Here is a 26,300-nt window from a genome sequence, read left to right as displayed (position 1 = left end):
CCAGGATGTGACGGACCGGCGACAAACCCGACCCCCGGATCTAGACTGCGAGCATGAGCGAACAAACGGATGTCAAGCCCGGTGTCGATATCAAACCCCGGTCCCGCGATGTGACCGACGGACTCGAGAAGGCGGCCGCGCGCGGAATGCTCCGCGCGGTCGGCATGGACGACGGCGACTGGGTCAAGCCGCAGATCGGCGTCGCCTCGTCGTGGAACGAGATCACGCCGTGCAACCTCACGCTCGAGAAGCTCGCCGGCTTCGCCAAGGAGGGCGTGCACAACGCCGGCGGCTACCCCCTCGAGTTCGGGACGATCTCGGTGTCCGACGGCATCTCGATGGGACACGAGGGCATGCACTACTCGCTCGTCTCGCGCGAGATCATCACCGACTCCGTGGAGACCGTGATGAACGCCGAGCGGCTCGACGGCTCCGTGCTCCTCGCCGGCTGCGACAAGTCGATCCCCGGCATGCTCATGGCCGCCGCGCGCCTCGGCCTGTCGAGCGTGTTCCTCTACAACGGCTCGATCATGCCCGGCACCGCGAAGCTCTCCGACGGCACGGAGAAGGAGGTCACGCTCATCGACGCCTTCGAGGCGGTCGGCGCCTGCCGCGCCGGCAAGATGACCGAGGCCGACGTCGACGCGATCGAGCGCGCTGTGTGCCCGGGCGAGGGCGCCTGCGGCGGCATGTACACCGCGAACACCATGGCCTCGGCCGCCGAGGCGATGGGCATGTCCCTGCCGGGCTCGGCCGCGCCCCCGGCGATCCACCGCAACCGCACGCTCTTCGCCCGCCAGTCCGGCGAGGCCGTGGTCAACCTCCTCAAGCAGGGCATCACCGCCCGCGACATCATCACCCGCGACTCGCTCCTCAACGCGATCGCCGTCGTCATGGCGTTCGGCGGCTCGACGAACGCCGTCCTCCACCTCATGGCGATCGCCCACGAGGCCGAGGTTGAGCTCACCCTCGAGGACTTCAACCGGGTGGGCGACCGGGTCCCGCACCTCGGCAACGTCAAGCCGTTCGGCGACTACGTGATGAACGACGTGTTCAAGATCGGCGGCGTGCCGGTGGTGATGAAGGCGCTCCTCGACGCCGGTCTGCTCAACGGCGACTGCCTCACCGTGACGGGCAAGACCGTCGCGGAGAACCTCGCGTCGATCAACCCGCCGGACCCCGATGGCAAGATCCTCCGCGCGCTCGACAACCCGATCCACGCCACCGGCGGGCTCACCGTGCTCCACGGCTCGCTCGCCCCGGAGGGTGCGGTCGTCAAGTCCGCCGGCTTCGACGCCGATGTCTTCGAGGGCACGGCGCGGGTGTTCGACCAGGAGCAGCCGGCGATGGACGCGGTGCTCGGCGGGGAGCTCAAGCCCGGCGACGTCGTCGTCATCCGCTACGAAGGTCCCAAGGGCGGCCCCGGCATGCGCGAGATGCTCGCGATCACCGGCGCGATCAAGGGCGCCGGCATCGGCAAGGACGTCCTCCTCATCACCGACGGCCGGTTCTCCGGCGGCTCCACGGGTCTGTGCATCGGCCACGTCGCCCCCGAGGCGGTCGACGGCGGGCCGATCGCTCTCGTCGAGGACGGCGACCGGATCCGGGTCGACATCGCCGCCCGGACGATCGAGCTCGACGTCGCGGAGGACGTGCTCGCCGAGCGGCGGAAGTCGTGGACCGTGCCGGAGAACCACCGCCTCACCGGCACCCTCGGCAAGTACGCGAAGCTCGTCGGCTCGGCGTCCTCCGGCGCGGTGACGACGGACTGAGACTCTCCCAGGACACCCTCGAGTGGTCATGTTCGGTCGAATACTCCCGAGTATCCGACCGAACATGACCACTCGAGTGGTGTGACGGCCGGGATGACGGTGACGCACGTGCGCGGACGGATCCGCGCAGAGGACCACGGCGTGCATCGGTGGGAGGCCCCATCGGTGCACGTCGCCGCATTCAGCGAGGCGATCCCCACGTGGACCGCCCGCACCCCGGCCGGGACCTCGATCGAGGTGCGGATCCGGGTCGGCCGGAGCAGCGGTACCGGTCGCGCCGGCGGTGTCGCTGCCCCGGGAAGCTCCGGCGCTGCACCGACGGGGGAGAAGGAGTCCGACACCCCTGCGACCGGGCAGAAGAACTCCGAAACCCTTCCGGCTGGGCAGGAAGGTTCCGGCATCTCTTCGTCCGGGCCCGCCGTGGACGACGGTGCGACCCCGAGCGCAGATGCGGGCAGGGGTACCGGCGGCGCGTCGGCCGCAGGATGGTCGGACCGGGCGGTGGTCGCCCGCTGGTCGACCGATCCGGAATTCCGGTCGACCACAGTGCCCGGGCAGGCGGTGCACGGGATCACGGTCGAGGCGGACACCGTGCGGGTCGACGCCTCGGCGCTCGGCGGAGCGGCGGACGTGTTCGAGGTCGAAGCGCTCCTCCATCCCGGGCCATCGGGGGAGCTCCCCGTGCTCGAACGGATCTCCGTCCTCACCCGAGGTCCGGCGCCCCGACGGGCGGACATCGTCCCCTCGGCTCCGGGTGGCATCGACATCGAGCTGCTCCTGCCGCCGATCTCCCAACGCCGGCAGGGCGAGCTGCCCGGCTACGGCGGGGGAGACGTGTGGTGTTCGCCGACCTCGCTCACGATGCTCCTCGACTTCCTCGACCATCGTGGTGGACGCGCGGATCCGGTGGTGCCGGGGACTCCGGCGACGGTCGACGCCCCGTCGAGAGGTGCGGACGGGACGGGGTGTGCGGGCACCTCGGGCACGGCTCGATCCGGTGACCGGGGCTGCCCGGGTGACGACGCGGCGTCCTCCGTCGCTGGGCGGGTCGAGGACGACGGCCCGCTCACCGAGGGCGCCTCGCCCGCGGTTCGCACCGCCCTGCGCGGGGTCTGGGACGCGGCCTATGACGGCGCCGGGAACTGGGCCTTCAACACCGCGTGGGCGGCCGCCCTCGGATTCGATGCCTTCCTCGACACGCTTCCGGACCTCCGCGCGGGGGAGGAGCTCCTCGCCGCCGGGGAGCCGTTCATCGCCTCGGTGATGTTCGACGCGGAGGAACTGCCCGAGGCCGGCTACGAGACGGGAGGCCACCTCCTCGTCGTCTCCGGCCTCACCGCCGACGGCGACGTCCGCGTCCACGACCCCGCGGCCAGGACTCCGGAGGACGTCCGCCGGATCTACCCGCGCGCCGCCTTCGAGCGAGCCTGGCTGTCCCACGAGGGCAGCGGCGGGCTGATCTACCGGGTCCGCTGGCCACGCTGACGTATCGAGTGGTCGTGTTCGGTCGAATACTCGCGAGTATTCGACCGAACACGACCACTCGATGGTGGTAGGGATGCGGGGTCAGGCCTCGTCGGGGGCATCGTCGTCGCGGCTCGCCCTGCGGCTCAGCAGCTTGAGCGCGAGGACCACGGCCCCGACCCCCACGGCACCGCCGACGAGGGCGCCCAGTGCCGTCGCGATGCCGTCGCCGCCGCCCGGGAAGCCGAGTTCGACCGGGATGAGCGGGGAGCCGGTGATCGCGTGGAACAGGAACGCGGCGAGCCAGATCGCAATGAGCACGGTGATCGATCCATAGGTCAGCGCCTTCCGCCGCGCTCCTGCGTGCTCGGTCATGGCGGCGAGGTCGATGCCGTGCTGCGCGCAGTACCACAGGACCGCCCACCCGGAGACTCCAGCGGTGACGACGACGAGTGCCGACCACGCGCCGACGCCGATGAGGGCGAGGACGATTCCGACGGCGAACGCGGCGTACGTCGCCACGATGGTGCCGAAGGTGTAGGCGCGGAGGATGATGATCTGCTCGCGCTCATCGCCCATCGAGGGGTCGTCGACGCCGCTGATCGAGTCGGCGAATCCGGCGAAGCGGGAGGAGTCGTGCGGGGCAGTCATGGCGAGTCCTTTCGTGATGTGCTGTGGAGGAGGTGAGTCGTCCGACGCGGGACCTCCGAGGTGGCGCCGGAACTGCTCGTCGTGCGGGGCCGGGGCGGCCCGTGGTGTGCGACCGGACTGCTTGCGGTTCGGCTCCGGTCCCGAGGTGGTCAGCTCGTGCGGGGCCGGTCCCGAGGCGGTGGCCCGGTGCGGAGTCGACGCCGTCTGCAGTTCGAGTGCGACGGCGGCCCGGCAGGACCGCAGGGATCAGTCGAGGGGGAACAGCTCCTCGACGGTGGTATCGAGGCTGCGGGCGATCCGCAGGGCCAGGTAGACGCTCGGTGAGTAATCGCCGCGCTCGATCGCGATGATCGTCTGGCGGGAAACCTCGACGAGCCCGGCGAGCTGTGCCTGGGTGAGTCCGGCGTGCTTGCGGCGGTCCTTGAGGGTGACCTCGCCGACGTCGAGCTCGGGCATCCGTCCTCCGTTCCGGTGATCGCTGTCGATGTGAAGTATTCTTGACACCTCGAGTCAAACATCCTTGACTTCCAATGTCAAGCATCTTTGACACATTGTGTGACGTCCGCGTCCACGACCCCGCGCCCCGGACTCCGGAGGGCGTCCGCTGGCCACGCTGACGCATCGAGTGGTCGTGTTCGGTCGAATACTCGCGAGTATCCGACCGAACACGACCACTCGATGGAGGTGGGGGAGGGGGCGGGGGACGTCAGGCCTCGTCGGGACCACCAGCACGGCGTGCGGGCGGAGCGGGTACCGTTCTCCTCGGGCGCGCGATGGACCGGTGCCATGCCTCGACCGCGTCGGGCAACGACCGATCCCGGTGAGCGCGTCCATCCGACCGGCGCCGCGCGTCGAACGACATCGAGGTGAGAGGGATCCATGACGACCGAAGAGATCAGCATCACGTCCTCCCGCGGGACGGAGCTCCGCGGCTTCCTCGACCTGCCCGAGGGCACCCCGCTCGCCTATGCGGTGTTCGCCCACTGCTTCACGTGCTCGGCGAAGTCGCCCGCAGCCTCGCGCGTCTCGCGCGCGCTCACCGACGAGGGCTACGCGGTGCTCCGGTTCGACTTCGCCGGCCTCGGCGGCTCGGAGGGGGACTTCGCGGACTCGACGTTCTCCTCCGACCGTGAGGATCTCCGCGAGGTCATCGACTGGCTCGGCGAGAACCATGCGTCCCCGCCTGCTCATCGGCCATTCCCTCGGCGGGGCCGCGGTGCTGTCCGTCGCTCCGGAGATCGACGGGCTCGCCGCCGTCGCGACGATCGCCGCCCCCTTCGACCCCGGCCACGTCACAGGCCTCTTCGAATCCGCGATCGACGACATCCGGCGGGAGGGCTCGGCCGAGGTGATGATCGGCGGCCGTCCGGTGGTCATCGGGGAGGCGCTCCTCGACGACATCTGCAGCGTCGAGCAGACGAAGCGGATCGAGGCGCTGCGCACGCCGCTGCTCCTCCTCCACTCGCCGAGCGACGAGATCGTCGACGTCTACAACGCGCAGGCGATCTACCGCGCGGCCCACCAGCCCAAGAGCTTCATCGCCCTCGACGGGGCGGATCACCTGCTCACCGGCCCCGGACAGGGCGCCTATGCCGCCGGCGTCATCGCGGCCTGGGCGGCACGCTACATCGACGCCCCGGACGATGCCCGGGCGCCCCATGCCGACCTCGCCCCCGGCCGGGTGCTCGCCCGGCCCGACGGCCGCACCGACTTCGGCACCGTGCTCGAGACGCATTCGCACACCTGGATCGCCGACGAGCCGGATTCGGTGGCCGGGGGAGAGGATGCCGGCCCCAACCCCTTCGACCTGCTGCTCTCCGCGCTCGGCGCCTGCACTTCGATGACGATGGGGATATACGCCCGGCGCAAGGGGTACGCTCTCGGCGACACGCGCGTCGACCTCACCTTCCGGCAGATCGAGCGCGACGGCGACCGGATCACCCGGATCGCCCGGACGGTCGACTTCGACGCGGCGCTGAGCGCGGACCAGCGCCGCTCCCTGCTCCGCATCGCGGACCGGTGCCCGGTGCATCTCGCCCTCGAGGGACGGTTCGAGATCTCCACCGCAGAGGCCTGAAGCGGCAACGGCGGCGACCTCAGACGAGCGAGTCCCGCCAGGCCCGGTGGAGCTCTGCGAAACGGCCGGTCCCGGCGATGAGCGCGGCCGGCTCCCCGTCCTCGATGATCCGGCCGGCGTCCATGACGAGCACCCGGTCGGCGATCTCCACCGTCGACAGCCGGTGGGCGATGATGATCGCGGTCCGACCGGCGAGCACGGTCTCGAGCGCACGCTGCACGAGGCGCTCCGAGGGGATGTCGAGGTGCGCGGTGGCCTCGTCGAGCACGACGACGTCGGGGTCGGCGAGGAAGACCCGGGCGAAGGACACGAGCTGCCGCTGGCCCGAGCTCAGCCGCCCGCCGCGGGTGCGCACGTCCGTGTCGTAGCCGTCGGGGAGGCGGGACACGTAGGTGTCGAGACCGACCGCCCGGCCCGCGGCGGCGACCTCGGCATCGGAGGCGTCCGGGCGCCCGATCCGGATGTTGTCCGCGATCGTGCCGCTCATGAGGAAGGACTCCTGGGTCACCATGACGACGGATCGCCGGAGGTCCCCATCGGCCAGTGCGCGCAGGTCGATCCCGTCGAGCCGGATGGACCCCGCGCTCGGATCGTAGAACCGGGTGACGAGCTTGACGAGCGTCGACTTGCCCGCGCCCGTCGCGCCGACGAGCGCGACGATCCGGCCCGCATCGAGGGTGAGATCGAAGGTCGGGAGGATGTCGGGTCCGCCGGGGTAGGCGAACCGCACGCCGTCGAACACCACCTCCCGGCCGGTCGCCGCGCGCGCTGCAGGCTGTGAAACGGGCTGTGCACCGGACTGCGCGCCGGCCGGTGCGTCGTCGCGGTGCGCCGGCAGCTCGGCGGGCGCGCGCGGCTCGACGACGGCGGGCTCGGTGTCGAGGACCGCGGCGATCTTCTCGAGCGCGGCCGACGCCGACTGGTAGAGGTTGAACGTCTGGACGAGCTCGTCGAGAGGACCGTAGAACCGGCGCAGGTAGAGCACGAACGCGGCGAGGACGCCGATCTGCGTCCAGTCCTCGATGACGAACCATGCGCCGACCGCCATCACCGCCGCCTGCGTGACGTTGCCGATGAGGCGGGTCGACCCGGCGAACCAGGCGACGCCGCGCAGGGCCCGGGTGTTGGCGTCGCGGTACCGCTCGTCCTCGCTCTCGAGCCGCCGCCGGCCGTGGGGCTGGCGGCGGAAGGCCTGCACTGCGCGGATGCCGCCCATGGTCTCGACGAAATGGACGATGACCTTGGCGATCGAGGTCCGGGTGCGGCGGAAGGCCGCGCGCTGGGAGCGCTGGGCGGCGCGTGTGGTGAACACGAGCGGGATGAACCCGGCGAACACGACGAGCGCGAGCTGCCAGTCGAGCACGAGGAGGATGAGCGCGATGAGGGACATCTGCCCGAGCGCGGACAGCGCGTCCATGAGCGAGTTGCCGAGGAACTGCTGGACCGATTCCATGTCCGAGGTCTGGCGCGACACGAGCCGCCCCGTGGTCGACTTCTCGTGGTAGCCGAGGTCGAGGCGCTGGGTGTGGACGAAGAGGCGGGTGCGCAGGTCGAACATGATCCGCTGCGCGAGGACGCCGATGAGCCGGTTGGCCGCCCACATCCCGATGCCGCCGACGAGCGTGACGCCGATGAAGCCGAGGATCGCCCCGAGCAGGGCGCCCGGGTCGCCGTCGACCGCCTGCGGCAGACCGGAGTCGAGGGCGAGTGCGACGAACACCGGGTCGAGCACCGAGGCGAGGATCGTCACCGACACGATGACGGCGAAGGCGATGATCCCGCCGCGGTAGGGGCGGGCGAGGGAGGCGAGCAGACGGCGGGCGCGCCGGGCGATGTCCGGCGGCAGCTCCTCGACCTCGGCGTCCTCGGGCCGGCCGGCGTGACGGGGGCTCATCGCTCCGCCTCCTGCGCGGCCGAGGCGCCCATGAGGTCGCGGTAGAGCGCACTCGTCCGCAGGAGCTCGTCGTGCGGGCCGAGGGCGGCGATCCGTCCTCCGTCGAGGACCGCGACGCGGTCGGCGAGCGCGGTGGTCGAGGGCCGGTGGGCGATGATCAGGGTCGTCGAGGCGTCGAGCACCGTGCGCAGGGTGCGCTGCACCCGCTCCTCGGTGTCGACGTCGACGGCGGACAGCGGATCGTCGAGGACGAGGATCCGCGGCCGGCCGATGACCGCGCGGGCGAGCGCGAGGCGCTGGCGCTGGCCGCCGGACAGGGACAGCCCCTGCTCGCCCACCTCGGTGTCGAGGCCGGCCGGCAGGGCGCGGACGAAATCGGCGGCCTGCGCGATCCCGAGGGCCTCCCGGACCTCGGCGTCGGTCGCGCCGGGCGATCCCATCCGGACGTTCTCGGCGACGGAGGCGGAGAACAGGATCGGCTCCTCGAAGCTCACCGACACGAGCCGGCGGAGCTCGTTGAGCGGGATCCCGCGGACATCGGTGCCGTCGACCCGGATCGCCCCGCCGGTGACGTCGTAGAGCCGGGGGACGAGGGAGGCGAGCGCGGTCTTGCCCGAGCCCGTGGCGCCGACGAGGGCGACGGTCTCACCCGGTTCGATCCGCAGCGACACCGCACGCAGCAGGTCGTGGGATGCATCGGGGAACCGGAAGTCGACCGCGTCGAACTCGAGCACCCCGGCGCGCTCCTCGGTGCGGGGCGCGTCGTCGATCCCGCCGTCGGCGTCGGTGATGTCGAGAGCGGTGTCCATGACCTCCCAGTACCGGGCGGCGGCCGTGACGGACATGATCGCGTCGGACAGGAGGAAGCCGAGCATCTCCACCGGGATGCGGAGCACCATCATCAGGGTCACCCCGGCCACCACGGTGCCCACCGTGGTCCAGCCGGCGAGCACGCCCCAGGCGCCGACCGCGACCACCGCGGCCATCGCGAGGCGCGGCAGCGTCATCGTGCCCGCCCACATCCACGAATCGAGGAACGCCTTGCGGACCTCGATCGTGCGGAGGTGCTCGGAGATCGCCTCGAACCGCTCGGTGACCCACGGCGCGCGGCCGAAGGCCTTGATCACCCGGATGCCCTGGACGGACTCCTCGACCTGGGTGGAGATCACGCCCATGGTGTCCTGCGCCTCGCGGGAGGCGAGCTGGTAGCGCGCGTTGAAGGCGATGACGCCGAGCAGCATGGGGATCGCCATGAGCACCGCGATGAGCCCGAACGCGGGCTCCATGACCGTGAGGACGATGATGCCGACGGCGATGACGAACGGGGTGGAGACGATGAACGGCGCGCCGAAGGCGAAGAAGCGGCGCAGCTGGGTCATGTCGTTGATGGCCCGGGACAGCAGCTGGCCGGACTCCCACGACCCGTGGACACCGATCGACAGGTACTGGAGCCGGTCGTAGATCCGGGCGCGCCACGTGATCTCCCACTGCGAGACGACCTTCGCGGCGATCATCCGGCGTCCCCACAGCGCCACCGCCTCGATGACGCCGATCGCGAGCACGCCGGCGATCGGGAGCCACAGCGCGGAAAGGTCGCGGTCGGCGATCGGACCGTCGACGATGCGCCCCATGAGCGCGGGCACCAGCAGCGAGATCGCGTTCGCGGCGAAGGTCAGCCCGATGATCGTGAGGTAGACGTGGAGCTTCCGCCGGATGTCCGGCCAGAAGCGGAGGAGGGGGCGCACGGCAGACCAGCCTACTCCGGGACCCGGGGGCCTGTCGCGCGGCGCGGAGGGGCAGAAGCCGGCCGCCCTGCCCGCATCGCCCGGCGGCCCGACGCGCGGGACAGCCGTCTCGATGATCGAGATGCGGGCGCCGCCATTTGACACGGGGGACCGGTGCGCGGGTACTGTGGGCACATGCAGAACCTTGTCGTCGTCATTACACAGCGCGCGGTGAACCCGTAGCTGTCGCTCAGACGACGTCCCGCGCGCCCCTCCCGGAAACCGGACAGGGGCGTTTCTCATGCGGGGGCCAGTTGAGAACACGATGAAGGAGTCATGTTGGCAGCCTCAGCATCGTCCGGCGGACCGGGAGGGCCCGGGACTCCGGGCCGCGCCGCGCATTCCCGCCGGACAGCCAAGCCGACCGCACCCGCGCCCGCAGGCGCACCCGTCCCCACCGCACCCGCACCGGCCCACCGGCAGGACCGTTCGACCGCCGAGGTCCTCACCGGCGCGCAGGCGATCATCCGCAGCCTCGAGCTGCTCGGCGTCGATACTGTCTTCGGCCTGCCCGGCGGCACGATCCTGCCGACCTACGATCCGCTGCTCGACTCCGAGAAGATCAACCACATCCTCGTGAGGCACGAGCAGGGAGCCGGCCATGCCGCCGAGGGCTTCGCCGCGGCCACCGGACGGGTGGGCGTGTGCATGGCCACTTCGGGCCCGGGCGCGACGAACCTCGTCACCGCGATCGCCGATGCGCACATGGACTCCGTCCCGCTCCTCGCGATCACCGGTCAGCAGTCGTCGACCCTGCTCGGCACCGATGCCTTCCAGGAGGCCGACATCGTCGGCATGACGATGCCGATCACCAAGCACTCGTTCCTCGTCACCCGGGCGGAGGACATCCCGCAGGCCCTGATGAGCGCGTACTCGATCGCCTCGACCGGCCGCCCGGGTCCGGTGCTCGTCGACGTCACCAAGGACGCGCAGCAGGCCGAGGCGCCCTTCGTGTGGCCCGACGAGCCGCACCTGCCCGGCTACCGGCCCGTGCTCAAGCCGCACGCCAAGCAGATCCGCGAGGCCGCGGCCCTCATCGCGGCGGCGCGCCGACCGGTGTTCTACATCGGCGGCGGCGTCATCCGGTCAGGCGCGGAGGAGGAGCTGCTCGCGCTCGCGGAGGCGACGAACATCCCCGTCGCCACCACCCTCATGGCGCGCGGCGCGTTCCCCGATTCGCACCGCCAGCACCTCGGGATGCCCGGGATGCACGGTTCGGTTCCGGCAGTCGCGGCGTTCCAGAAGTCCGACCTCCTCATCGCGATCGGCGCCCGCTTCGACGACCGCGTGACCGGTGACCTCGACTCCTTCGCCCCGCGCGCGAAGGTCGTCCACGCCGACATCGACCCCGCGGAGATCGGGAAGAACCGCACGGCGGACGTGCCGATCGTCGGCGACGCCGCCGAGGTGATGAACGAGCTGCTCAGCGAGCTGCGGGCGCGCCACGAATCCGTGCTCGCCGACGAGCGCGAGGCGTGGTGGCGGTCGCTCGATTCGCTCAAGGAGACCTTCCCGCTGGGCTATGAGAGGAACGAGGACGGGCTGTGCGATCCGCAGTACGTCATCTCCCGGATCTCCGACCTCACCGGGCCGGAGGGCGTCTACGCCGCGGGCGTGGGCCAGCACCAGATGTGGGCCGCCCAGTTCGTCGCCTACGAGCGTCCGAAGTCGTGGCTCAACTCCGGAGGGCTCGGCACCATGGGCTACTCGGTGCCGGCCGCGATGGGCGCGAAGGTCGGGCAGCCCGACCGCGTGGTGTGGGCGATCGACGGCGACGGCTGCTTCCAGATGACCAATCAGGAGCTCGCCACCTGCGTCATCAACAACATCCCGATCAAGGTCGCGATCATCAACAACTCCTCGCTCGGCATGGTGCGCCAGTGGCAGACGCTGTTCTACGACGGCCGCTACTCGCACTCCGACCTCAACACCGGGCACAACTCGGTGCGGGTGCCCGATTTCGTCAAGCTCGCCGAGGCCTACGGCTGCGTGGGCATCCGCGTGGACCGGAACGAGGACGTCGACGCCGCCGTGCAGCGCGCACTCGAGATCGACGACCGGCCGGTCGTCATCGACTTCACCGTGCCCGCCGACGCCATGGTGTGGCCGATGGTCGCCGCCGGTGTGAGCAACGACGAGATCCAGTACGCACGCGACATCCGTCCGGACTTCGGCGGAGAGGAATTGGAGGAGGGCGTCTGATGAGTCGTCACACACTGTCCGTCCTGGTGGAGAACAAGCCGGGCGTGCTTGCCCGGCTCACCGGCCTCATCGCCCGCCGCGGATTCAACATCCACTCGCTCGCCGTGGGCACCACGGAGATCGAGGCGTTCTCGCGGATCACCGTGGTCGTCGACGTCGCCGACGTCCCGCTCGAGCAGGTGACCAAGCAGCTCAACAAGCTCGTCAACGTCATCAAGATCGTCGAGCTCGAGCCCGAGGTGTCGGTGCGGCGCGCGCACATGATCTTCAAGGTCCGGGCGGACGCGGCGACGCGGGCGCAGATCGCGGCGGCCGTCGACATGTTCCGGGCGCACATCATCGACGTCGCCCCCGACGCGGTGTCGATCGAGGCGACCGGCGAGCAGTCGAAGCTCGACGCCCTCCGCCTCGTCCTCGAGCCCTTCGGCATCAAGGAGATCGTGCAGTCGGGCACCGTGGCGATCGCCCGCGGCCCGAAGTCGATCACCGACAAGGCCCCGCGGGTGGGCTGAGCCGCGCAGCCGGCACCCTCCGGTGCCGGCGCCTCGGCCGGATCCCCCGCGGAGGCGGACACAATGCGGACACCGCCATCGGCGTCTCGCATCCCATATCTAGTATTGAGACAACCCAACGAAGGAGAACCCCCATGGCAGAGCGCTACTACGACGACGACGCCGACCTCTCGATCATCCAGGGCAAGAAGGTCGCGGTCGTCGGCTTCGGCAGCCAGGGCCACGCACACGCCCTGAGCCTGCGCGATTCCGGCGTCGAGGTCCGGATCGGCCTGGCCGAGGGATCGAAGAGCCGTGACAAGGCCGAGGCCCAGGGCCTGCAGGTCGGCACCCCCGCCGAAGTCGCCGAGTGGGCCGACCTCATCGTCATCCTCGCCCCCGACCAGGTCCAGGCCGAGATCTACAACGAGCAGATCAAGCCCGCCCTCGGCGAGGGCGACACCCTCCTGTTCGCCCACGGATTCAACATCCGCTTCGACTACATCCAGGCTCCCGAAGGCGTCGACGTCATCATGGTCGCCCCCAAGGGCCCCGGCCACGTCGTCCGTCGCGAGTACGTCGACGGCCGCGGCGTCCCGGTGCTCGTCGCCGTGGAGAAGGACGCCTCCGGCAAGGCCTGGGACACCGTCCTGTCCTATGCCAAGGCGATCGGCGGCCTGCGTGCAGGCGGCATCAGGACGACCTTCACCGAGGAGACCGAGACCGACCTATTCGGCGAGCAGACCGTGCTCTGCGGTGGAGTGTCGCACCTCGTCCAGTACGGCTTCGAGACCCTCACCGAGGCCGGCTACCAGCCGGAGATCGCGTACTTCGAGGTGCTCCACGAGCTCAAGCTCATCGTCGACCTCATGGTCGAGGGCGGCATCGCCAAGCAGCGCTGGTCGATCTCGGACACCGCCGAGTACGGCGACTACGTCTCCGGCCCGCGGGTCATCGGCCCGGAGGTCAAGGAGCACATGAAGGAGGTGCTCGCCGACATCCAGAACGGGAAGTTCGCGCAGCGCTTCATGGACGACCAGAAGAACGGCGCGGCCGAGTTCAAGGAGCTCCGCGCCAAGGAGGAGACCCACCCGATCGAGACCACCGGTCGCGAGCTGCGGCAGATGTTCTCGTGGCTCAAGGACTCCGACGACGACTACACCGAGGGCACTGCCGCACGCTGATGCGCTCCGGGCGGCGACCCCGCCCGCGCGCACGCGCAGTCCTCGGCAGGGGTCATGTTCCCTCCCAGCGCCCGCCCCTGTGCCGTGACCCGGGGATGCGCGGTGTCAGGACCGCCACCGGCGGACGCGACATCGAATCCCCGGCCGCCGGTGAGCGCGGGCCGCGGCTCGGTACGCTCGGAGCATGAGCCATCCGCACCCGCGACCCCACCTCCTCGTCCCGCTCGACGCAACCCGGGACGGTGCCCGCTTCGCCGTGCCGGCGCGGATCTTCCCGTGGACCGGATTCGGGTTCGGCCTCCTCGCCGTCGTCGCGGTGCCCGTGCTCCTCATCGTCTCCTGGGCGCTGCCGCTCGGTGACACCACCGGGGAGGGGGAGGGCGTCGCCTGGGCCACCGCCGGTCTCAGCGGAATCCTGCTCGTGTGGCTCGGCGTCCACCTCGGTCGGCTCGGCGCCCTCCGGCACCGCCTGGGAACGGTCGACCGCGGTGTCGCGGCGCCCCCGCCGCAGGTCGTCGCCGACTGCCTGCGGCGTGATCGCGCGCTCCACGACCGGGACGACCGGCTGCCGCCGATCCGGGTGCTCAGCCGCATCCAGATGATCGCGGCCTTCCTCGGCCATTGGATCCTCGACCTCTGGTCCGCGCTCACACCGCCGTTCTCGGGCGGCGGATCCGGGACGTCCCTGAGCGACCTCGATGCGGGTCCGCGGCGGACGTTCACCACCACGATGAGCATCGCGAGCTTCTGGACGGCGATCGGGTTCGGGTTCATGCTCATCGGCACGACCGCCGAGAACGGCCTGCGCGGCGTCCCGGCGGCGCACTGGTGCGCACTCGCCGGGGCGGTCCTCCTTGTACTCCGGACTGTGGGTCAAGGCCGGTCTCATGCGCGGACTCGACACCGGGCTCGCCCGCCGGATCGACCGGATCGCCCGGCTCGGTGCGCGACCCGAGGATGCCGAGCGGTGGATGCACCCGCCCACCCGGGAGCGCTGAGGCGGCTCGCGTCCGGGCAGCCGCAGGGCTCCTCGGCGCTCCGGGACCGGACCCGACCGGCGATCGGACACCCGCACCGGGGGCGGGGACAGCGTCTGCAGGGCGCCGCGTCGTGCGGGGTCCATCACCGCGCCGGCGCCCATCGGATAGTGTGGGCGCGTGACTGAGTATCGTTTCGAGACATTCTCCCCGGCCCTGACCGACGGCGCTCCCGACCGGGCCACCGACCAGTACATGCAGGCGGTGATCGCCGGCTTCCACGGCAAGCGCCCCACCGACGACGGGCTCGTCCGGCGGGTGGAGAACTCCATCGCCGACGGGCGGACGCTCACCGCGGTCTACGCCGACAAGGCTCCGGCCCATGCGCTCAGCGCCGAGATCCCGGTCGCGACCTTCGCGCACTTCGAGAAGCGGGTCAACGTCGGCGGCGGCCGCCTCGTCCCCGCCCACCTCATCACCTGGATCACGGTCCGGCCGACGCACCGGCGCCGCGGACTCCTGCGGTCCCTCATGACCGCCGACCTCACCCAGGCGAAGGCCGACGGCTACCCCTTCGCCGCGCTCACCGCCACCGAGGGCGGCATCTACACGCGCTTCGGCTTCGGCACGGCGACCTGGTTCACCGAGGTCGAGGTCGACACGTCTCCCGGCTTCGCGCTCGCCGCCGAGGCCGACCGTCGCGTCGAGATGTGCGAGGCCTCCGCCCTCGCCGAGCTGGCGCCGGCGATCTACGACCGCTTCCTCCGGTCCTCGCCCGGGGCGATCGAGCGCCAGCAGCTCTACACCGATGTCGCCGCCGGGTCGGTCGATCCGCGCACCGGCGACGAGGACCGAGCGGTGCGCGCCGCCCTCCACTACGACGAGCACGGCGAGCCCGACGGCTACGTGAGCTACCGCTTCCACGGGGAGGAGTACTCGACCGGGACGATCGAGCTCCGCGATTTCGTCGCAGTGTCCGACGCGGCGTACTCCGCACTGTGGGCCTTCCTCGGTGCGGTCGATCTCGTGACGACGGTGAAGTTCGGCTACGCGGCCCAGAACTCCCCGCTGCCGTGGCTGCTCACCGATCCGCGCCGCGCGAAGACCGTCGGTCAGCACGACGGCGTGTGGCTGCGGATGCTCGACGTCGTGGCCGCGCTCGAGGCCCGCCCGTGGGAGGTGCCCGGTCAGCTCGTCATCTCGGTCGTCGACCCCATGCACCTCGCCGAGGGCACCTACCGGATCACGGCCGACGGCGCGGATGCCGAGGTCGAGCGCGTGAGCGCCTCGGTCCCGGTCGACCTCGAGCTCGGCGTGTCGGAGCTCGGGTCGATCTACCTCGGCGGTGCGGACCCGGTGATCCTCGCCCGGGCGGGCCGGATCACGCAGCACACCGAGGGAGCGGCGCTGCGGGCGCGGTCGATGTTCGCCCTCGAGCGGGCACCGTACTCGCCCAACGACTTCTGAGCGGGTCGGAGGAGCGGAGCATGGCTCATCGGAACATCAGCGAGGATCCTGCGCAGCGAGGCAGAGGTACCGACGGCCGTGAGGCTCCGGGCGGCCGTGTTGCGTCCGACGGCCGTGTCGCGTCCGACGGCTGGCAGCGGCTACTCGTCATGGGCGTCCTGCAGATCGTGTTCGGCATCGGAGTCGCGGTCATCCCGCTGCTCGTGCTCCGGGATCTCCCGGGCATCTTCGCATTCCTGCCCTATGCATCCGCAGCCGTCGGCATCGTGGCCGCGCTGCACGGTGGGGCAGTCCTCGTGCCGAGGGCGCTGCGTCTCCGGCGCGAGGAGTCGCGGAGCTGAGTTCCGCTGCTGTCGCGGCGCTCGCCGGGGTATCGACGGTCGGGCCGGATGTGATGCGGCGGCCGGTCGCGGGAAGCGTGCTGTTCACGATGTGACCCCCTTGTGAAAGGCTTCACAAGCGGTCGATACGATGGTGCCGATCCCGTCATCGGGCGGCTGCCCAGCAGCCGCCGAACCGCGCCGTGCACCCGTGCCATGGCCCGACACCCACCGTCGCCGCACCCGTGCGCGCATCCGTAGGAGGAACCCTGTGAGCAAGCCCGTCGTGCTCATCGCCGAGAACCTGTCACCGGCCACCATCGAGGCGCTCGGCCCCGAATTCGAGATCCGGAAGTGCAGCGGAGCGGATCGCTCCGAGCTGCTCCCCGCGATCGCCGACGTCGACGCGATCCTCATCCGCTCGGCCACCCAGGTCGATGCCGAGGCCATCGCCGCGGCCCGGAACCTCAAGGTCATCGCGCGCGCCGGAGTGGGCCTCGACAACGTCGACGTGCCCGCCGCCACCCAGGCCGGGGTCATGGTGGTCAACGCGCCGACCTCGAACATCATCTCCGCCGCCGAGCTCACTCTCACCCACCTGCTCGCCTCGGCGCGGTACTTCGGCGCCGGCAACACCTCGCTCAAGGCGGGGGAGTGGAACCGCTCCAAGCTCACCGGCGTCGAGCTCTACGAGAAGACCCTCGGCATCGTCGGCCTCGGCCGGATCGGCGGGCTCGTCGCCGAGCGCGCGAAGTCGTTCGGGATGAGGATCGTCGGCTACGACCCTTACATCTCCCAGTCGCGCGCCGCCCAGATGGGCGTCGAGGTGATGAGCCTCGACGAGCTCCTCGCGGCGTCGGACTTCATCACCGTCCACATGCCCAAGACCCCGGAGACCGTGGGGATGATCGGGCGCGCCGCGTTCGAGAAGGTCAAGCCCGGCGTCCGCATCGTCAACGTCGCGCGCGGCGGCATCATCGACGAGGAGGCGCTCGCCGAGGCGGTCGACGCCGGCCGCGTGGGCGGAGCCGGGATCGACGTGTGGAGCCAGGAGCCGCCGGAGCACTCCCGGCTCATGGAGCAGGACGCCGTCAACGTCACCCCGCACCTCGGCGCCTCGACCGACGAGGCCCAGGAGAAGGCCGGCGTGGCGGTCGCGAAGTCCGTGCGCCTCGCGCTGGCCGGCGAGCTCGTGCCCGACGCCGTCAACGTCACCGGTGGTGCGATCCACGCCGATGTCCGGCCCGGCATCCCGCTCGCGGAGAAGCTCGGCCGCGTCGTCGCCGCGCTCGCCGAGGAGCCGATCAGCCACTTCCGCTTCGAGGTGCGCGGCGAGATCGCCGACAAGGACGTGTCCGTCCTCCAGCTGTCCGCCCTCAAGGGCCTGTTCCGCGACTACGTGTCGCGCCCGGTGTCCTACGTCAACGCCCCGGTGCTCGCCGAGGAGCGGGGGATGACCCTCGAGCTCGTCACCGACCCCTACGCCGAGTCGTTCCGGAACGTCACGACGATCGTGGCGACGACCGCCTCGGGCCGCCAGGTGTCGGTGTCCGGCACCGTCACCGGCCCCAAGCTCGTGCAGAAGCTCACCGGGGTCGACGGCTACGAGCTCGAGATCTCGCTCACCGACCACCTGCTGATCTTCAAGTACGAGGACCGCCCCGGGGTTATCGGCCAGCTCGGCCAGGCGCTCGGGCGCAATGAGGTCAACATCGCCGGCATGCAGGTGTCCCCGGCCGAGGACGACGGCGAGGCGCTGTCGGTGATGTCGGTGGATTCCGCAGTCACGCCCGAGGTCGTCTCCGCCCTCGCCGGCGCCGTCGGCGCCTCGCAGTTCACCGCGGTGACCCTGACCGAGGACTGAGCCCCCGGGTACCCGGCGCTGCCCCTGCGGTGTCGGTCGTTCACCTGCGGCAGATGTCCCCTGGGCCGTTCACTTGCGGAAGATGTCCCGGATCCACGCTGGATCCGGGACATCTTCCGCACGTGAAGCCGTGGACCGGGCGTCCACCGAGGGTGAGAGGCCCGGCTCAGGTGGCGGACGCCGTCGCGAGATGCACGCGCAGCCGCTCGAGGAAGCGCGGCATCGAGGTGCGGGCGGTCACGCGGAGTACGATCCAGCCGAGCTGCTGCAGGATCTCGTAGCGCTCGATGTCCTGCGCCCACCGTTGGGGATCGGTCCGGTGCTCGTCGCCCTCGTACTCGATCGCGATGCGCAGGTCCGGATATCCGAGGTCCGGATGCACCGCGTACCCGCCGACCGGGATCGTCGGGTGCACTTCGGGTTCCGGAAGGCCCGCGGCGACGATGCTCAGGCGCAGCCGCGTCTCCCGGGGTGAGTCGACGTCCTCCCGCGCCGCGGTGAGGGCCGCCCGCATCCGAGGCGCGCCGACGAAGCGACCGACCGCGCCCATCACCGTCCGCAGGGTATCGAGGTCGGTCTCGGGAGGACCGTGCCAGGTTCCCACGATGGTATCGACGACGGCGGTGAGCTCGGCGACACCGAGGTCGCGTGCGAGTTCGGCGAGGATCCAGTGCCGTGAGTTCACCGTCACGCCGTAGTACTGCCGTGTGGTACATCGTTCGGAGACGCGCGTCCGGACGCCGGGGCGCTCGACCCGGGCGGTGGCGGGCTCGGTCGTGACGGTGAGAACCTCATTTCCGCGGTCCCGCGGAACCGGCCAGCCGAGGAGGCGGGCTGCACTTGTCCCGGAGATCACCGCATCGGGTCGGATCAGCTGCAGTGCTCGAGCCCGGGTGTAGAGGTCGATCCACGCTTCATCTGCCCAGCCGGGGGCCCACAGCGTCTCCCCGTCACCGGTGGGCCCATAGACCCCGTGGTGGATTCTGGAGACGCGCTTCTGCTCGTCGAGGGTACGGTGACTCACTCCGGTGCCGCGGAGTGCACGGGTCGAACCGAGGTGAGGGACGCGGATGAGCCGGTCCGGTACCGGATGGTGCCGTCGGTCATTCCTCTTGAGCCTGGAACTCGTGGTGTCCTCGGATGCCGTGGAGACGTCACCGTTCCCAGCTGTCGTGGAGATCCCGTTCGGCCCGATGGTTGTGGCACTCCCCGTGGTTCCGGTCGTCATGGTGGCCACACTTCTCGAGGTGCTCCTGGGAATCCCTCCGCTGTTCGCACTCCTGGCAGTCATGGACTCATCCCTCCTGCGGGGCGGTCGTCGGTCGTGTGCGTCCCATGTGGGCCGGATCGGCCCATCGGAACCGGCCGACAGCTCGCGAACGGTGGGACGACCGGTGACGGTGGGCTGACACGGGACGGTGGTATGACAGGGGACAGCAAGCCCGTGGGGTGCGCCGTTCGAGGAGACGGGCTGCTGAGTTCTCGATGATTCGTGTCACCTGTGGCGGACGGCGGCAGCGCGCTCGAAGGGGAGGGGCGGCAGCCCCGCGCTCGAACAGTTCGGGTCCCTCGGCGGGTTGTGAGAGCACTCGCGAAGAGATGCGCGTGAGCGGTTCGAGGAGCGTGAGGCAGATGGGACGACAGCGGTGACGACACGTGCTGCGGCTGGATGGTTGCCGACGATGCGGGGGAGCGTGGGGAGCCGTCGAGGCCGGGGCGCGGTGCGGGGCGTCAGGGACATGAGACCAGTCGACCGTCTCCGAGGGACGATGAGTACGAGCTCGAGGCGGCATGGGGAGGATCCGCCGACGATCCACAGAGTGGGACCGCAGGGGACGGGACGCTCGTCCACGGAGCGGGATCGCGGAGGAAGGCGCCGTTACTCAGCGAGCGGGACAGCGGAGGACGGAGCGCGCATCCACCGGGCGGGCAGTGGGAGATGGTGCGCTCATCCACCCAGCGGGAAGCGGGGGATGGTGCGGTCGCCCGCCGAACGGGATAGCGAAAGACGATGCGGTCAGTCGGCCAGCGGACCGCGGAGGACGGGCGGCGATCCGGCGAGAGGTGCACGCTGGCGCAGCGTGCGAGCCGCCAGGAACCGGATGGGCGGTCGGAGACATGCATGCACACTGTTCACCTGCGACAGATGTCCCGGAATCACGCGGAAACCGGGACCTTGTCGCAGGTGAGCAAGTGGGGTGGGACGTTTCTCGCTGGTGATCAGGACCTGGACCGCGGAGTGATCGCCGGTTCGGGGTCGGGTTCGGGTGCGAGAGGGAGTGCCAGCTCTGGCGGTGGGAGCGTCCGCCCTGGCGGGAGGCGGGTGGGGAGCGCCCGCCCGGACGAACGATGGGTGGGAGTGCCCGGCCCGGTGGAAAGCGGGTGGGTACTCCCGCCGAGGTGACGGTGACTCAGGCGTTCCAGAGGCCGTACGAGTCGGAGAGCTGCGCGATCTTCTTCGCCCGAGCGAGCCGCGGCAGGTACGAGCCATCGGTCATCGACGCGCCGTCCTCGGCCTTGTCGAGCATGTCGCGGGCCCAGCGGCGGTCGTCCTCGCTCGGGGAGAGCTCGGTGTTGAGGATGTCGATCTGCTCGGTGTCGAGCACGAGCTTGCCTGCCATGCCCATCTTCATCGTCCAGCTGCAGTCCTCGATGACCCGCTCCGGCGGCGCCCCGGCCGCCGACGGCCCGTCGATCGCTCCCGGCAGCCCGCCCACGCGGGTGGCCACGACGAGGCGCGACCGCGCGTAGGCAAGCGCCACCGGGTCATCGGCCACCCCGGTGTCCTTGCGGAAGTCGTTGGTGCCGAGCGCCAGGCGGAAGGTGCCGGGGGCCTCGGCGATCCGGGTGGCGTTCTCGATGCCGCGGGCGGTCTCGAGGAGTGCGAGCACCGGCAGACCGGCACCGGCGCGCATCGAGGTGTAGGTGACCTGTTCGGGGTGCTCGGTGTTCGGCAGCATGATGCCGCGCAGCCCCGGCAGCGCCTTGACGGCGTCGAGGTCGTCGGCCCAGTGATCGGTGGTGATGCCGTTGACGCGCACCCACGCCGACATCCCGGCCTCGAGCGCTCGGACGACGTTGTCCCGCGCCGCACCCTTGCCGTCCTCGGGCACCGGGGCCTCGAGGTCGAAGATCACGGAGTCGGCCTCGGAGGCCTGGCCGTCCTCGAAGGTCTCCGGCCGGTCGGCGTTGACGAGCAGCCACGAGCGCGAGAGCTTCGCCGGCAGTGCGGCGGCGCGCTCGTTGCGGATTGATCGGGCGTGCGATTCCGCGGAGCGGGAGGGGTCGGCAGGGTGTCCGGAGTCGGCGGAGGGTGTGGGCTGCATGATCTCCAGTCTACGGTCGGTCCGGGACCTCCGGACGACTCCTGCCGCGCCGCCCCGGTGTCGCTCGGCGGCCGCCGGTACCGGGCCCGACCGAACCGCGCGGGCCCGACCGAACCGCACGCGGCCGCATCTGCCCCTTCTCCCTCCGCACCGACCGGGACCCGCCCGTGCCGCCGCATGCCATTCGGCGAAGGGCAGTCCGCGAGCCGGCCGGGCGCACCTCCCGCTTCGGCATTCCAGAATCCAAGACGATCCCCCGAATGGTGAGACGACTCGTAGACTGCTCCCATGACCACTTTCAAGATCGCCGTGATGCCCGGCGACGGCATCGGAACCGAAGTCATCCCCGAGGGCCTCAAGGTCCTCCAGCGCGCGATCGACGCGAGCGGGGATCCGGTCGAGCTTGACACCACGACCTTCGAGGCCTCCGCGCAGCGCTGGCACGCGACCGGGGAGACCCTCACCGACGCCGAGCTCGAGGATCTCCGGACCCATGACGCGATCTACTTCGGCGCGTGCGGCGATCCGAGCGTGCCCTCGGGCGTGCTCGAGCGCGGGATCATCCTCAAGATGCGCTTCGGCCTCGAGCATGCGGTGAACATGCGCCCCTCGAAGTTCTTCGCCGGCGCCACCTCGCCGCTGGCGAACCCCGGAGAGATCGACTTCGTCGTCGTCCGTGAGGGCACCGAGGGCTCCTACACCGGGCAGGGCGGCAGCCTGCGGACGGACACCCCGTACGAGGTCGCCACCGAGGTCTCGGTGAACACGTGGCACGGCATCGAGCGCACCGTGCGATTCGCTTTCGAGAAGGCGCAGAGCCGGCGGCAGAAGCTCACCTACGTCCACAAGCACAACGTCATGGTCCACGCCGGCCACCTGTGGCGTCGCGTTGTCGAGCACGTCGCGGCGGACTACCCCGATGTCGCGGTGAACTACGAGCACACCGACGCCTGCACGATCTACATGGTCACGGACCCGAGCCGGTACGACGTCATCGTCACCGACAACCTGTTCGGCGACATCCTCACCGACCTCGCCGCGGCGGTCACCGGCGGTATCGGGCTCGCCGCCTCGGCGAACCTCAACGTCGACGGCACCGCGCCCAGCCTGTTCGAGCCGATCCACGGCTCCGCCCCCGACATCGCAGGCCAGGGCATCGCTGACCCGACGGCCACCATCCTCTCCGCGGCGCTCATGGCCGACTCGCTCGGCCTCGACGTCGTCGCGAAGACCATCCAGGCCGCGGTCGAGGCGGACCTCGCCGAGCGCGGGCACGCGAAGCGCACGACTGCCGAGGTGGGCGACGCCATCGCTGCCCGCATCGGCTGACCCGACGTCGCCGATCGATCCGCCGAGCGCGAGGGGTGCGAGTCGCTCGCCCGCCGAGGTCGGCGGCGCGATCGGCACCGGGCCCGTCGGAACCTCGGCGCCGGCGGGCCGGTCTGCTCGACCGCGCGGTGCAGCTCCGGCGGTCCGCCTCGCACCGAGGGATCGATCGCATGCTGATGTTCCGATCGTCCGCTGATGTCCCGAACGAGTGCGGATCGCGATCCGAAACCGCACCGCATCGAAACGTCAGCACCGAATCGGAACGTCGGCTCCGGTTCGGAATGGCGGCTCCGGTTCGGAACGGCGGCATCGAACCGGATTGCGGGTGGTGCACCGCTACAGCGGGGCCGTGCCTGACGAGGTCGCTGTCCGCCCGAGAGGTGTCCCGACCGGCACCCGATGCTCGAGGATGCCACCGGCAGCTCGACCTCGGCGGACCCGCCACGAGCTCGACCCACGGCCGTCGCCACCTCGAGCTCGACCCCGACCCGAGGGCACCGCTAGCCCGGCCGTCGCCACCTCGAGCTCGACCCGAGGCCGTCGCGAACCCGCCTCCCGCAGAGGTGACCCCGCGGCAGACTGTCCGTATCGTGGGCAGTCGACTAACGTGTGGCACACGACACGCTGCCGGGCGCTCACCGTACTGCCGGTGCTCGAGCGCGCGGCACCCGAACACCGATCCGACCCAGAGAAGAGAAGCCTGTTCCCATGACCGATTTCCAGCTCCTCAAGAATGCGCAGCCCACCGCTGAGAGCGTCCGCGAGGCGATCAAGGCCGATCCCGGATTCGGCAACCACTTCACCGATCACATGGCGCATGTGCGCTTCACCCGTGAGCAGGGCTGGCACGCCCGCAGCGTCAAGCCCTACGGCCCGCTCGTCCTCGACCCGGCGGCGGCGGTCTTCCACTACGGGCAGGAGATCTTCGAGGGGCTCAAGGCCTACCGGCACGCCGACGGCTCGATCTGGACCTTCCGTCCGGAGAAGAACGCCGCCCGCATCAACATCTCCGCCGAGCGCCTCGCACTGCCGCAGATCGACGAGGAGGCCTTCGTCGGCTCCATCAAGGCTCTCGTCGAGCAGGACGCCGCGTGGGTCCCGACCCCGAAGAACGAGCTCGATGAGTGCAGCCTCTACCTGCGCCCGTTCATGATCGCCTCGGAGACCTTCCTCGGGGTCCGCTCGAGCCACGAGGTCGACTACTACGTCATCGCCAGCCCCGCCGGCGCCTACTTCCCAGGCGGCGTGAAGCCGGTGTCGATCTGGCTCTCCCCGAACCTCAAGCGCGCCAGCCACGGCGGCACCGGCTTCGCCAAGTGCGGCGGCAACTACGCCGCCTCGCTCGCCGCCGGCGACCAGGCCGCGGAGAACGGCTGCGCGCAGGTGCTGTTCACCGACGCGGCCGAGGGGAAGTACCTCGAGGAGCTCGGCGGCATGAACCTCATGCTCGTGACGAAGGATGGGAAGCTCCTCACCCCGAACCTCGGCGACTCGATCCTCGACGGTGTCACCCGCCGTTCGCTCATCGAGCTCGCTCCGCAGGTCGGGCTCACCCCCGAGGAGCGACCGATCACCGTCGACGAATGGCGCGAGGGCGCGGCGTCCGGAGAGATCGTCGAGGCGTTCGCGTGCGGCACCGCGGCCGTCATCACCCCCATCGGCCGGCTCAAGAGCGAGGGCTTCACGATCGAGCAGAGCGAGGAGCCCGGCGAGAAGTCGATGCAGCTCCGCGAGACGCTCCTCGGCATCCAGTACGGCCGGGTCGAGGACACCAACAACTGGATGGTCCGGCTCGCCTGAGCGGTTCCCCGGCCCGCGCGTGACGCGCGTCCGATCCCCCGGATCCCGCACCTGCGGGGCCGGGGGATCGGCGCGTCCGTGGCTGTCGCCCGCGCTGCGGAGCGGGCGATCCCGCACGTCCCGCGCCCGACCCGCGAGCCTATTGCGCATTTCTGCTAAAAAGGGAGTACGCTACCCCCATGCCTCAGACCAATGCACCCGCGCGCCAGGCCGCGCTGCGCGCCGACGAAGTCGTCGCCGTCCTGCCCTGGAAGTGGAACACCCAGGGCGCGATCTTCCTCATCGGCGGCCTCGGCTTCATGTTCGATGCCTGGGACGTCGCCCTCAACGGCTTCCTCATCCCGCTGCTGAGCGACCACTGGGACCTCACGCTCGGCCAGGCCGCCTGGATCGCCACCGCGAACCTCATCGGTATGGCCACCGGCGCCGTCGTATGGGGCGGGATGTCGGACCGGGTCGGCCGCAAGACCGCCTTCACCCTCACCCTCCTCGTGTTCTCCCTGTTCACCGTGCTCGGCGCCTTCGCCCCGAACATCCTGCTGTTCTGCATCTTCCGGTTCTTCGCCGGCTTCGGCCTCGGCGGCTGCATCCCCGTCGACTACGCCCTCGTCGGCGAGTTCACCCCCGCCAAGCACCGCGGCCGCGTGCTCACCGCGATGGACGGGTGGTGGCCGATCGGCGTCACCCTGTGCGCCTTCGTCTCCGCCTGGCTGCTCGACTTCGGCGACTGGCGACTCATCATGCTCGTCATGGTGCTGCCCGCCCTGCTCATCGTGTTCGTGCGGATCTTCATCCCCGAATCGCCGATGTACCTCATCTCAGCGGGGCAGTACGACAAGGCCGATGCGATCCTCCGCCGCCTCGTCGCCCGCACCGGCGCCGACATCACCGAATGGCACTACGAGGGCCTCGGACCGGCGGCCGCCGCTGCGGGGTCCGGCGCGAGTGCGACGTCCTCCGGAACCCCCGGCACCACCGCGGTCGAGGCGGGGGTCGGTGTCCGCCGGCGAGGATTCCTCGGCCGCGTGTCCGCCCTGACCGGGCAGATCGCTGAGCTGTGGCGCTACTCCGTCCGCATCACCTTCACCGCCTGGCTGCTCTTCGTCGCGGTGCTCGTCCTCTACTACGCCGCGCTCACCTGGCTGCCGAAGATCCTCCGCGAGCAGGGCCTCGGCGACCAGGCGGCGTTCATCGTCACCGGGCAGATGACGGCGATCGGGATCGCGGGCGTCGTGCTGTGCGCGCTCCTCGTCGAGCTCACCGGCCGCAAGTGGATGCTCGGCACGACCTCGGCCATCGCGGCGGTCGCCCTCGTCGGCTTCGCAATCGCGCTCGACTCCTCCGGCGCCGAGCTCAACGCTGCGGCGAAGTTCTCCATCCTCGCCTTCGGATTCTTCATCCAGATGGCGATCCCGGCGCTCTACACCTACGTCTCCGAGCTCTACCCCACCCGTCTGCGCGGCTCCGGGTTCGGCTGGGCCTCGGCCGCCTCGCGTGTGGCGACCGGCGTGGCGCCGGTGGTCTTCGGCAGCCTCATGTGGCCCTACCTGGGCCTCACGTGGACCTTCGTCATCACCGGTGCGTTCGTGGTCCTCGCCGCCCTCGTCATGGCGTTCGCGACGCACGAGACCACCGGCCAGGAGCTCGAGTGACGTCCCGCACACCCGCGTCGGCGGTGCGCCGCAGGGAGTAGCGTGG

19 protein-coding genes and 1 pseudogene are annotated in these 26,300 nt (G+C 70.6%); 14 read left to right on the top strand and 6 right to left on the bottom strand.

The window, feature by feature from the left end:
- The first annotated feature begins 53 nt into the window (after window positions 1-53).
- Both ilvD and C1A17_RS06330 read left to right on the top strand, forming a co-directional pair.
- A complete protein-coding gene (ilvD, locus tag C1A17_RS06335; protein ID WP_101651942.1) occupies window positions 54-1,772 on the top strand; it encodes a dihydroxy-acid dehydratase in 1,719 nt (572 codons plus the stop codon).
- A gap of 93 nt (window positions 1,773-1,865) precedes the next feature.
- Window positions 1,866-3,257 (top strand): C39 family peptidase, encoded by a 1,392-nt coding sequence (locus C1A17_RS06330; protein ID WP_101651941.1) that lies wholly within the window; start codon window positions 1,866-1,868, stop codon window positions 3,255-3,257.
- A gap of 81 nt (window positions 3,258-3,338) precedes the next feature.
- On the opposite strand, the gene C1A17_RS06325 is transcribed toward C1A17_RS06330, so the two are convergent.
- Together C1A17_RS06325 and C1A17_RS06320 are read right to left on the bottom strand one after the other, a co-directional pair.
- Window positions 3,339-3,887, bottom strand: coding sequence for a hypothetical protein (locus C1A17_RS06325; RefSeq protein WP_101651939.1), 549 nt, complete (start codon window positions 3,885-3,887; stop codon window positions 3,339-3,341).
- Window positions 3,888-4,133: 246 nt separating this feature from the next.
- Window positions 4,134-4,343, bottom strand: a complete 210-nt coding sequence (locus C1A17_RS06320) for a helix-turn-helix transcriptional regulator (RefSeq protein WP_101651937.1) — start codon at window positions 4,341-4,343, stop codon at window positions 4,134-4,136.
- 423 nt (window positions 4,344-4,766) lie between these two features.
- On the opposite strand from C1A17_RS06320, the pseudogene C1A17_RS14815 reads away from it, so the two are divergent.
- A pseudogene (locus tag C1A17_RS14815) lies at window positions 4,767-5,003 on the top strand (alpha/beta hydrolase family protein); the annotation flags it as partial.
- A 55-nt stretch (window positions 5,004-5,058) separates the two neighbouring features.
- On the top strand, window positions 5,059-5,964 hold the full coding sequence (locus tag C1A17_RS06315) for a bifunctional alpha/beta hydrolase/OsmC family protein (RefSeq protein WP_219618255.1): 906 nt from the start codon (window positions 5,059-5,061) through the stop codon (window positions 5,962-5,964).
- Window positions 5,965-5,983: 19 nt separating this feature from the next.
- On the opposite strand, the gene C1A17_RS06310 is transcribed toward C1A17_RS06315, so the two are convergent.
- Together C1A17_RS06310 and C1A17_RS06305 are read right to left on the bottom strand one after the other, a co-directional pair.
- On the bottom strand, window positions 5,984-7,858 hold the full coding sequence (locus C1A17_RS06310) for an ABC transporter ATP-binding protein (RefSeq protein ID WP_101651935.1): 1,875 nt from the start codon (window positions 7,856-7,858) through the stop codon (window positions 5,984-5,986).
- Window positions 7,855-9,603 carry an ABC transporter ATP-binding protein gene (locus tag C1A17_RS06305; RefSeq protein WP_245873530.1) on the bottom strand — a complete coding sequence of 583 codons (1,749 nt, stop codon included), beginning with the start codon at window positions 9,601-9,603 and terminating at the stop codon, window positions 7,855-7,857. The genes C1A17_RS06310 and C1A17_RS06305 overlap by 4 nt, the downstream gene beginning before the upstream one ends.
- Window positions 9,604-9,918: 315 nt before the next feature.
- On the opposite strand from C1A17_RS06305, the gene C1A17_RS06300 reads away from it, so the two are divergent.
- The 7 genes from C1A17_RS06300 (at window position 9,919) to serA (ending at window position 18,147) form a co-directional block, all read left to right on the top strand.
- Window positions 9,919-11,844, top strand: coding sequence for an acetolactate synthase large subunit (locus tag C1A17_RS06300; RefSeq protein ID WP_101651931.1), 1,926 nt, complete (start codon window positions 9,919-9,921; stop codon window positions 11,842-11,844).
- Complete coding sequence (gene ilvN, locus C1A17_RS06295) at window positions 11,844-12,356, top strand: acetolactate synthase small subunit (protein ID WP_101651929.1); 513 nt, start codon at window positions 11,844-11,846, stop codon at window positions 12,354-12,356. Before C1A17_RS06300 ends, ilvN begins: the two co-directional genes overlap by 1 nt.
- 134 nt (window positions 12,357-12,490) lie before the next feature.
- Entirely contained in the window at window positions 12,491-13,519 is a 1,029-nt protein-coding gene (gene ilvC, locus C1A17_RS06290; RefSeq protein WP_101651927.1) for a ketol-acid reductoisomerase, read from the top strand.
- A gap of 184 nt (window positions 13,520-13,703) precedes the next feature.
- Window positions 13,704-14,684 (top strand): hypothetical protein, encoded by a 981-nt coding sequence (locus tag C1A17_RS06285; RefSeq protein ID WP_101651925.1) that lies wholly within the window; start codon window positions 13,704-13,706, stop codon window positions 14,682-14,684.
- Entirely contained in the window at window positions 14,677-15,963 is a 1,287-nt protein-coding gene (locus C1A17_RS06280; protein ID WP_101651923.1) for a GNAT family N-acetyltransferase, read from the top strand. Before C1A17_RS06285 ends, C1A17_RS06280 begins: the two co-directional genes overlap by 8 nt.
- Before the next feature lie 20 nt (window positions 15,964-15,983).
- Window positions 15,984-16,304, top strand: coding sequence for a hypothetical protein (locus C1A17_RS14055; RefSeq protein ID WP_146000588.1), 321 nt, complete (start codon window positions 15,984-15,986; stop codon window positions 16,302-16,304).
- Between the two features lie 250 nt (window positions 16,305-16,554).
- Window positions 16,555-18,147, top strand: a complete 1,593-nt coding sequence (gene serA, locus C1A17_RS06270) for a phosphoglycerate dehydrogenase (RefSeq protein ID WP_180953236.1) — start codon at window positions 16,555-16,557, stop codon at window positions 18,145-18,147.
- A 166-nt stretch (window positions 18,148-18,313) separates the two neighbouring features.
- On the opposite strand, the gene C1A17_RS14050 is transcribed toward serA, so the two are convergent.
- Together C1A17_RS14050 and C1A17_RS06260 are read right to left on the bottom strand one after the other, a co-directional pair.
- On the bottom strand, window positions 18,314-19,171 hold the full coding sequence (locus C1A17_RS14050; protein WP_146000587.1) for a hypothetical protein: 858 nt from the start codon (window positions 19,169-19,171) through the stop codon (window positions 18,314-18,316).
- Between the two features lie 1,387 nt (window positions 19,172-20,558).
- Window positions 20,559-21,473, bottom strand: coding sequence for an HpcH/HpaI aldolase/citrate lyase family protein (locus tag C1A17_RS06260; RefSeq protein WP_101651914.1), 915 nt, complete (start codon window positions 21,471-21,473; stop codon window positions 20,559-20,561).
- Window positions 21,474-21,761: 288 nt separating this feature from the next.
- Between C1A17_RS06260 and C1A17_RS06255 the strand changes: the two genes are divergently transcribed.
- The 3 genes from C1A17_RS06255 (at window position 21,762) to C1A17_RS06245 (ending at window position 26,254) form a co-directional block, all read left to right on the top strand.
- Entirely contained in the window at window positions 21,762-22,802 is a 1,041-nt protein-coding gene (locus tag C1A17_RS06255) for a 3-isopropylmalate dehydrogenase (RefSeq protein ID WP_101651911.1), read from the top strand.
- A gap of 708 nt (window positions 22,803-23,510) precedes the next feature.
- Window positions 23,511-24,602 (top strand): branched-chain amino acid aminotransferase, encoded by a 1,092-nt coding sequence (locus C1A17_RS06250; protein ID WP_101651909.1) that lies wholly within the window; start codon window positions 23,511-23,513, stop codon window positions 24,600-24,602.
- Between the two features lie 179 nt (window positions 24,603-24,781).
- Complete coding sequence (locus C1A17_RS06245) at window positions 24,782-26,254, top strand: MFS transporter (protein ID WP_101651907.1); 1,473 nt, start codon at window positions 24,782-24,784, stop codon at window positions 26,252-26,254.
- Window positions 26,255-26,300: the final 46 nt, after the last annotated feature.

Source organism: Brevibacterium ihuae (genome assembly GCF_900184225.1).
In the GTDB taxonomy this organism is placed as follows: Bacteria; Actinomycetota; Actinomycetes; order Actinomycetales; family Brevibacteriaceae; genus Brevibacterium; species Brevibacterium ihuae.
This window is presented reverse-complemented; position numbering and strand designations above follow the sequence as displayed.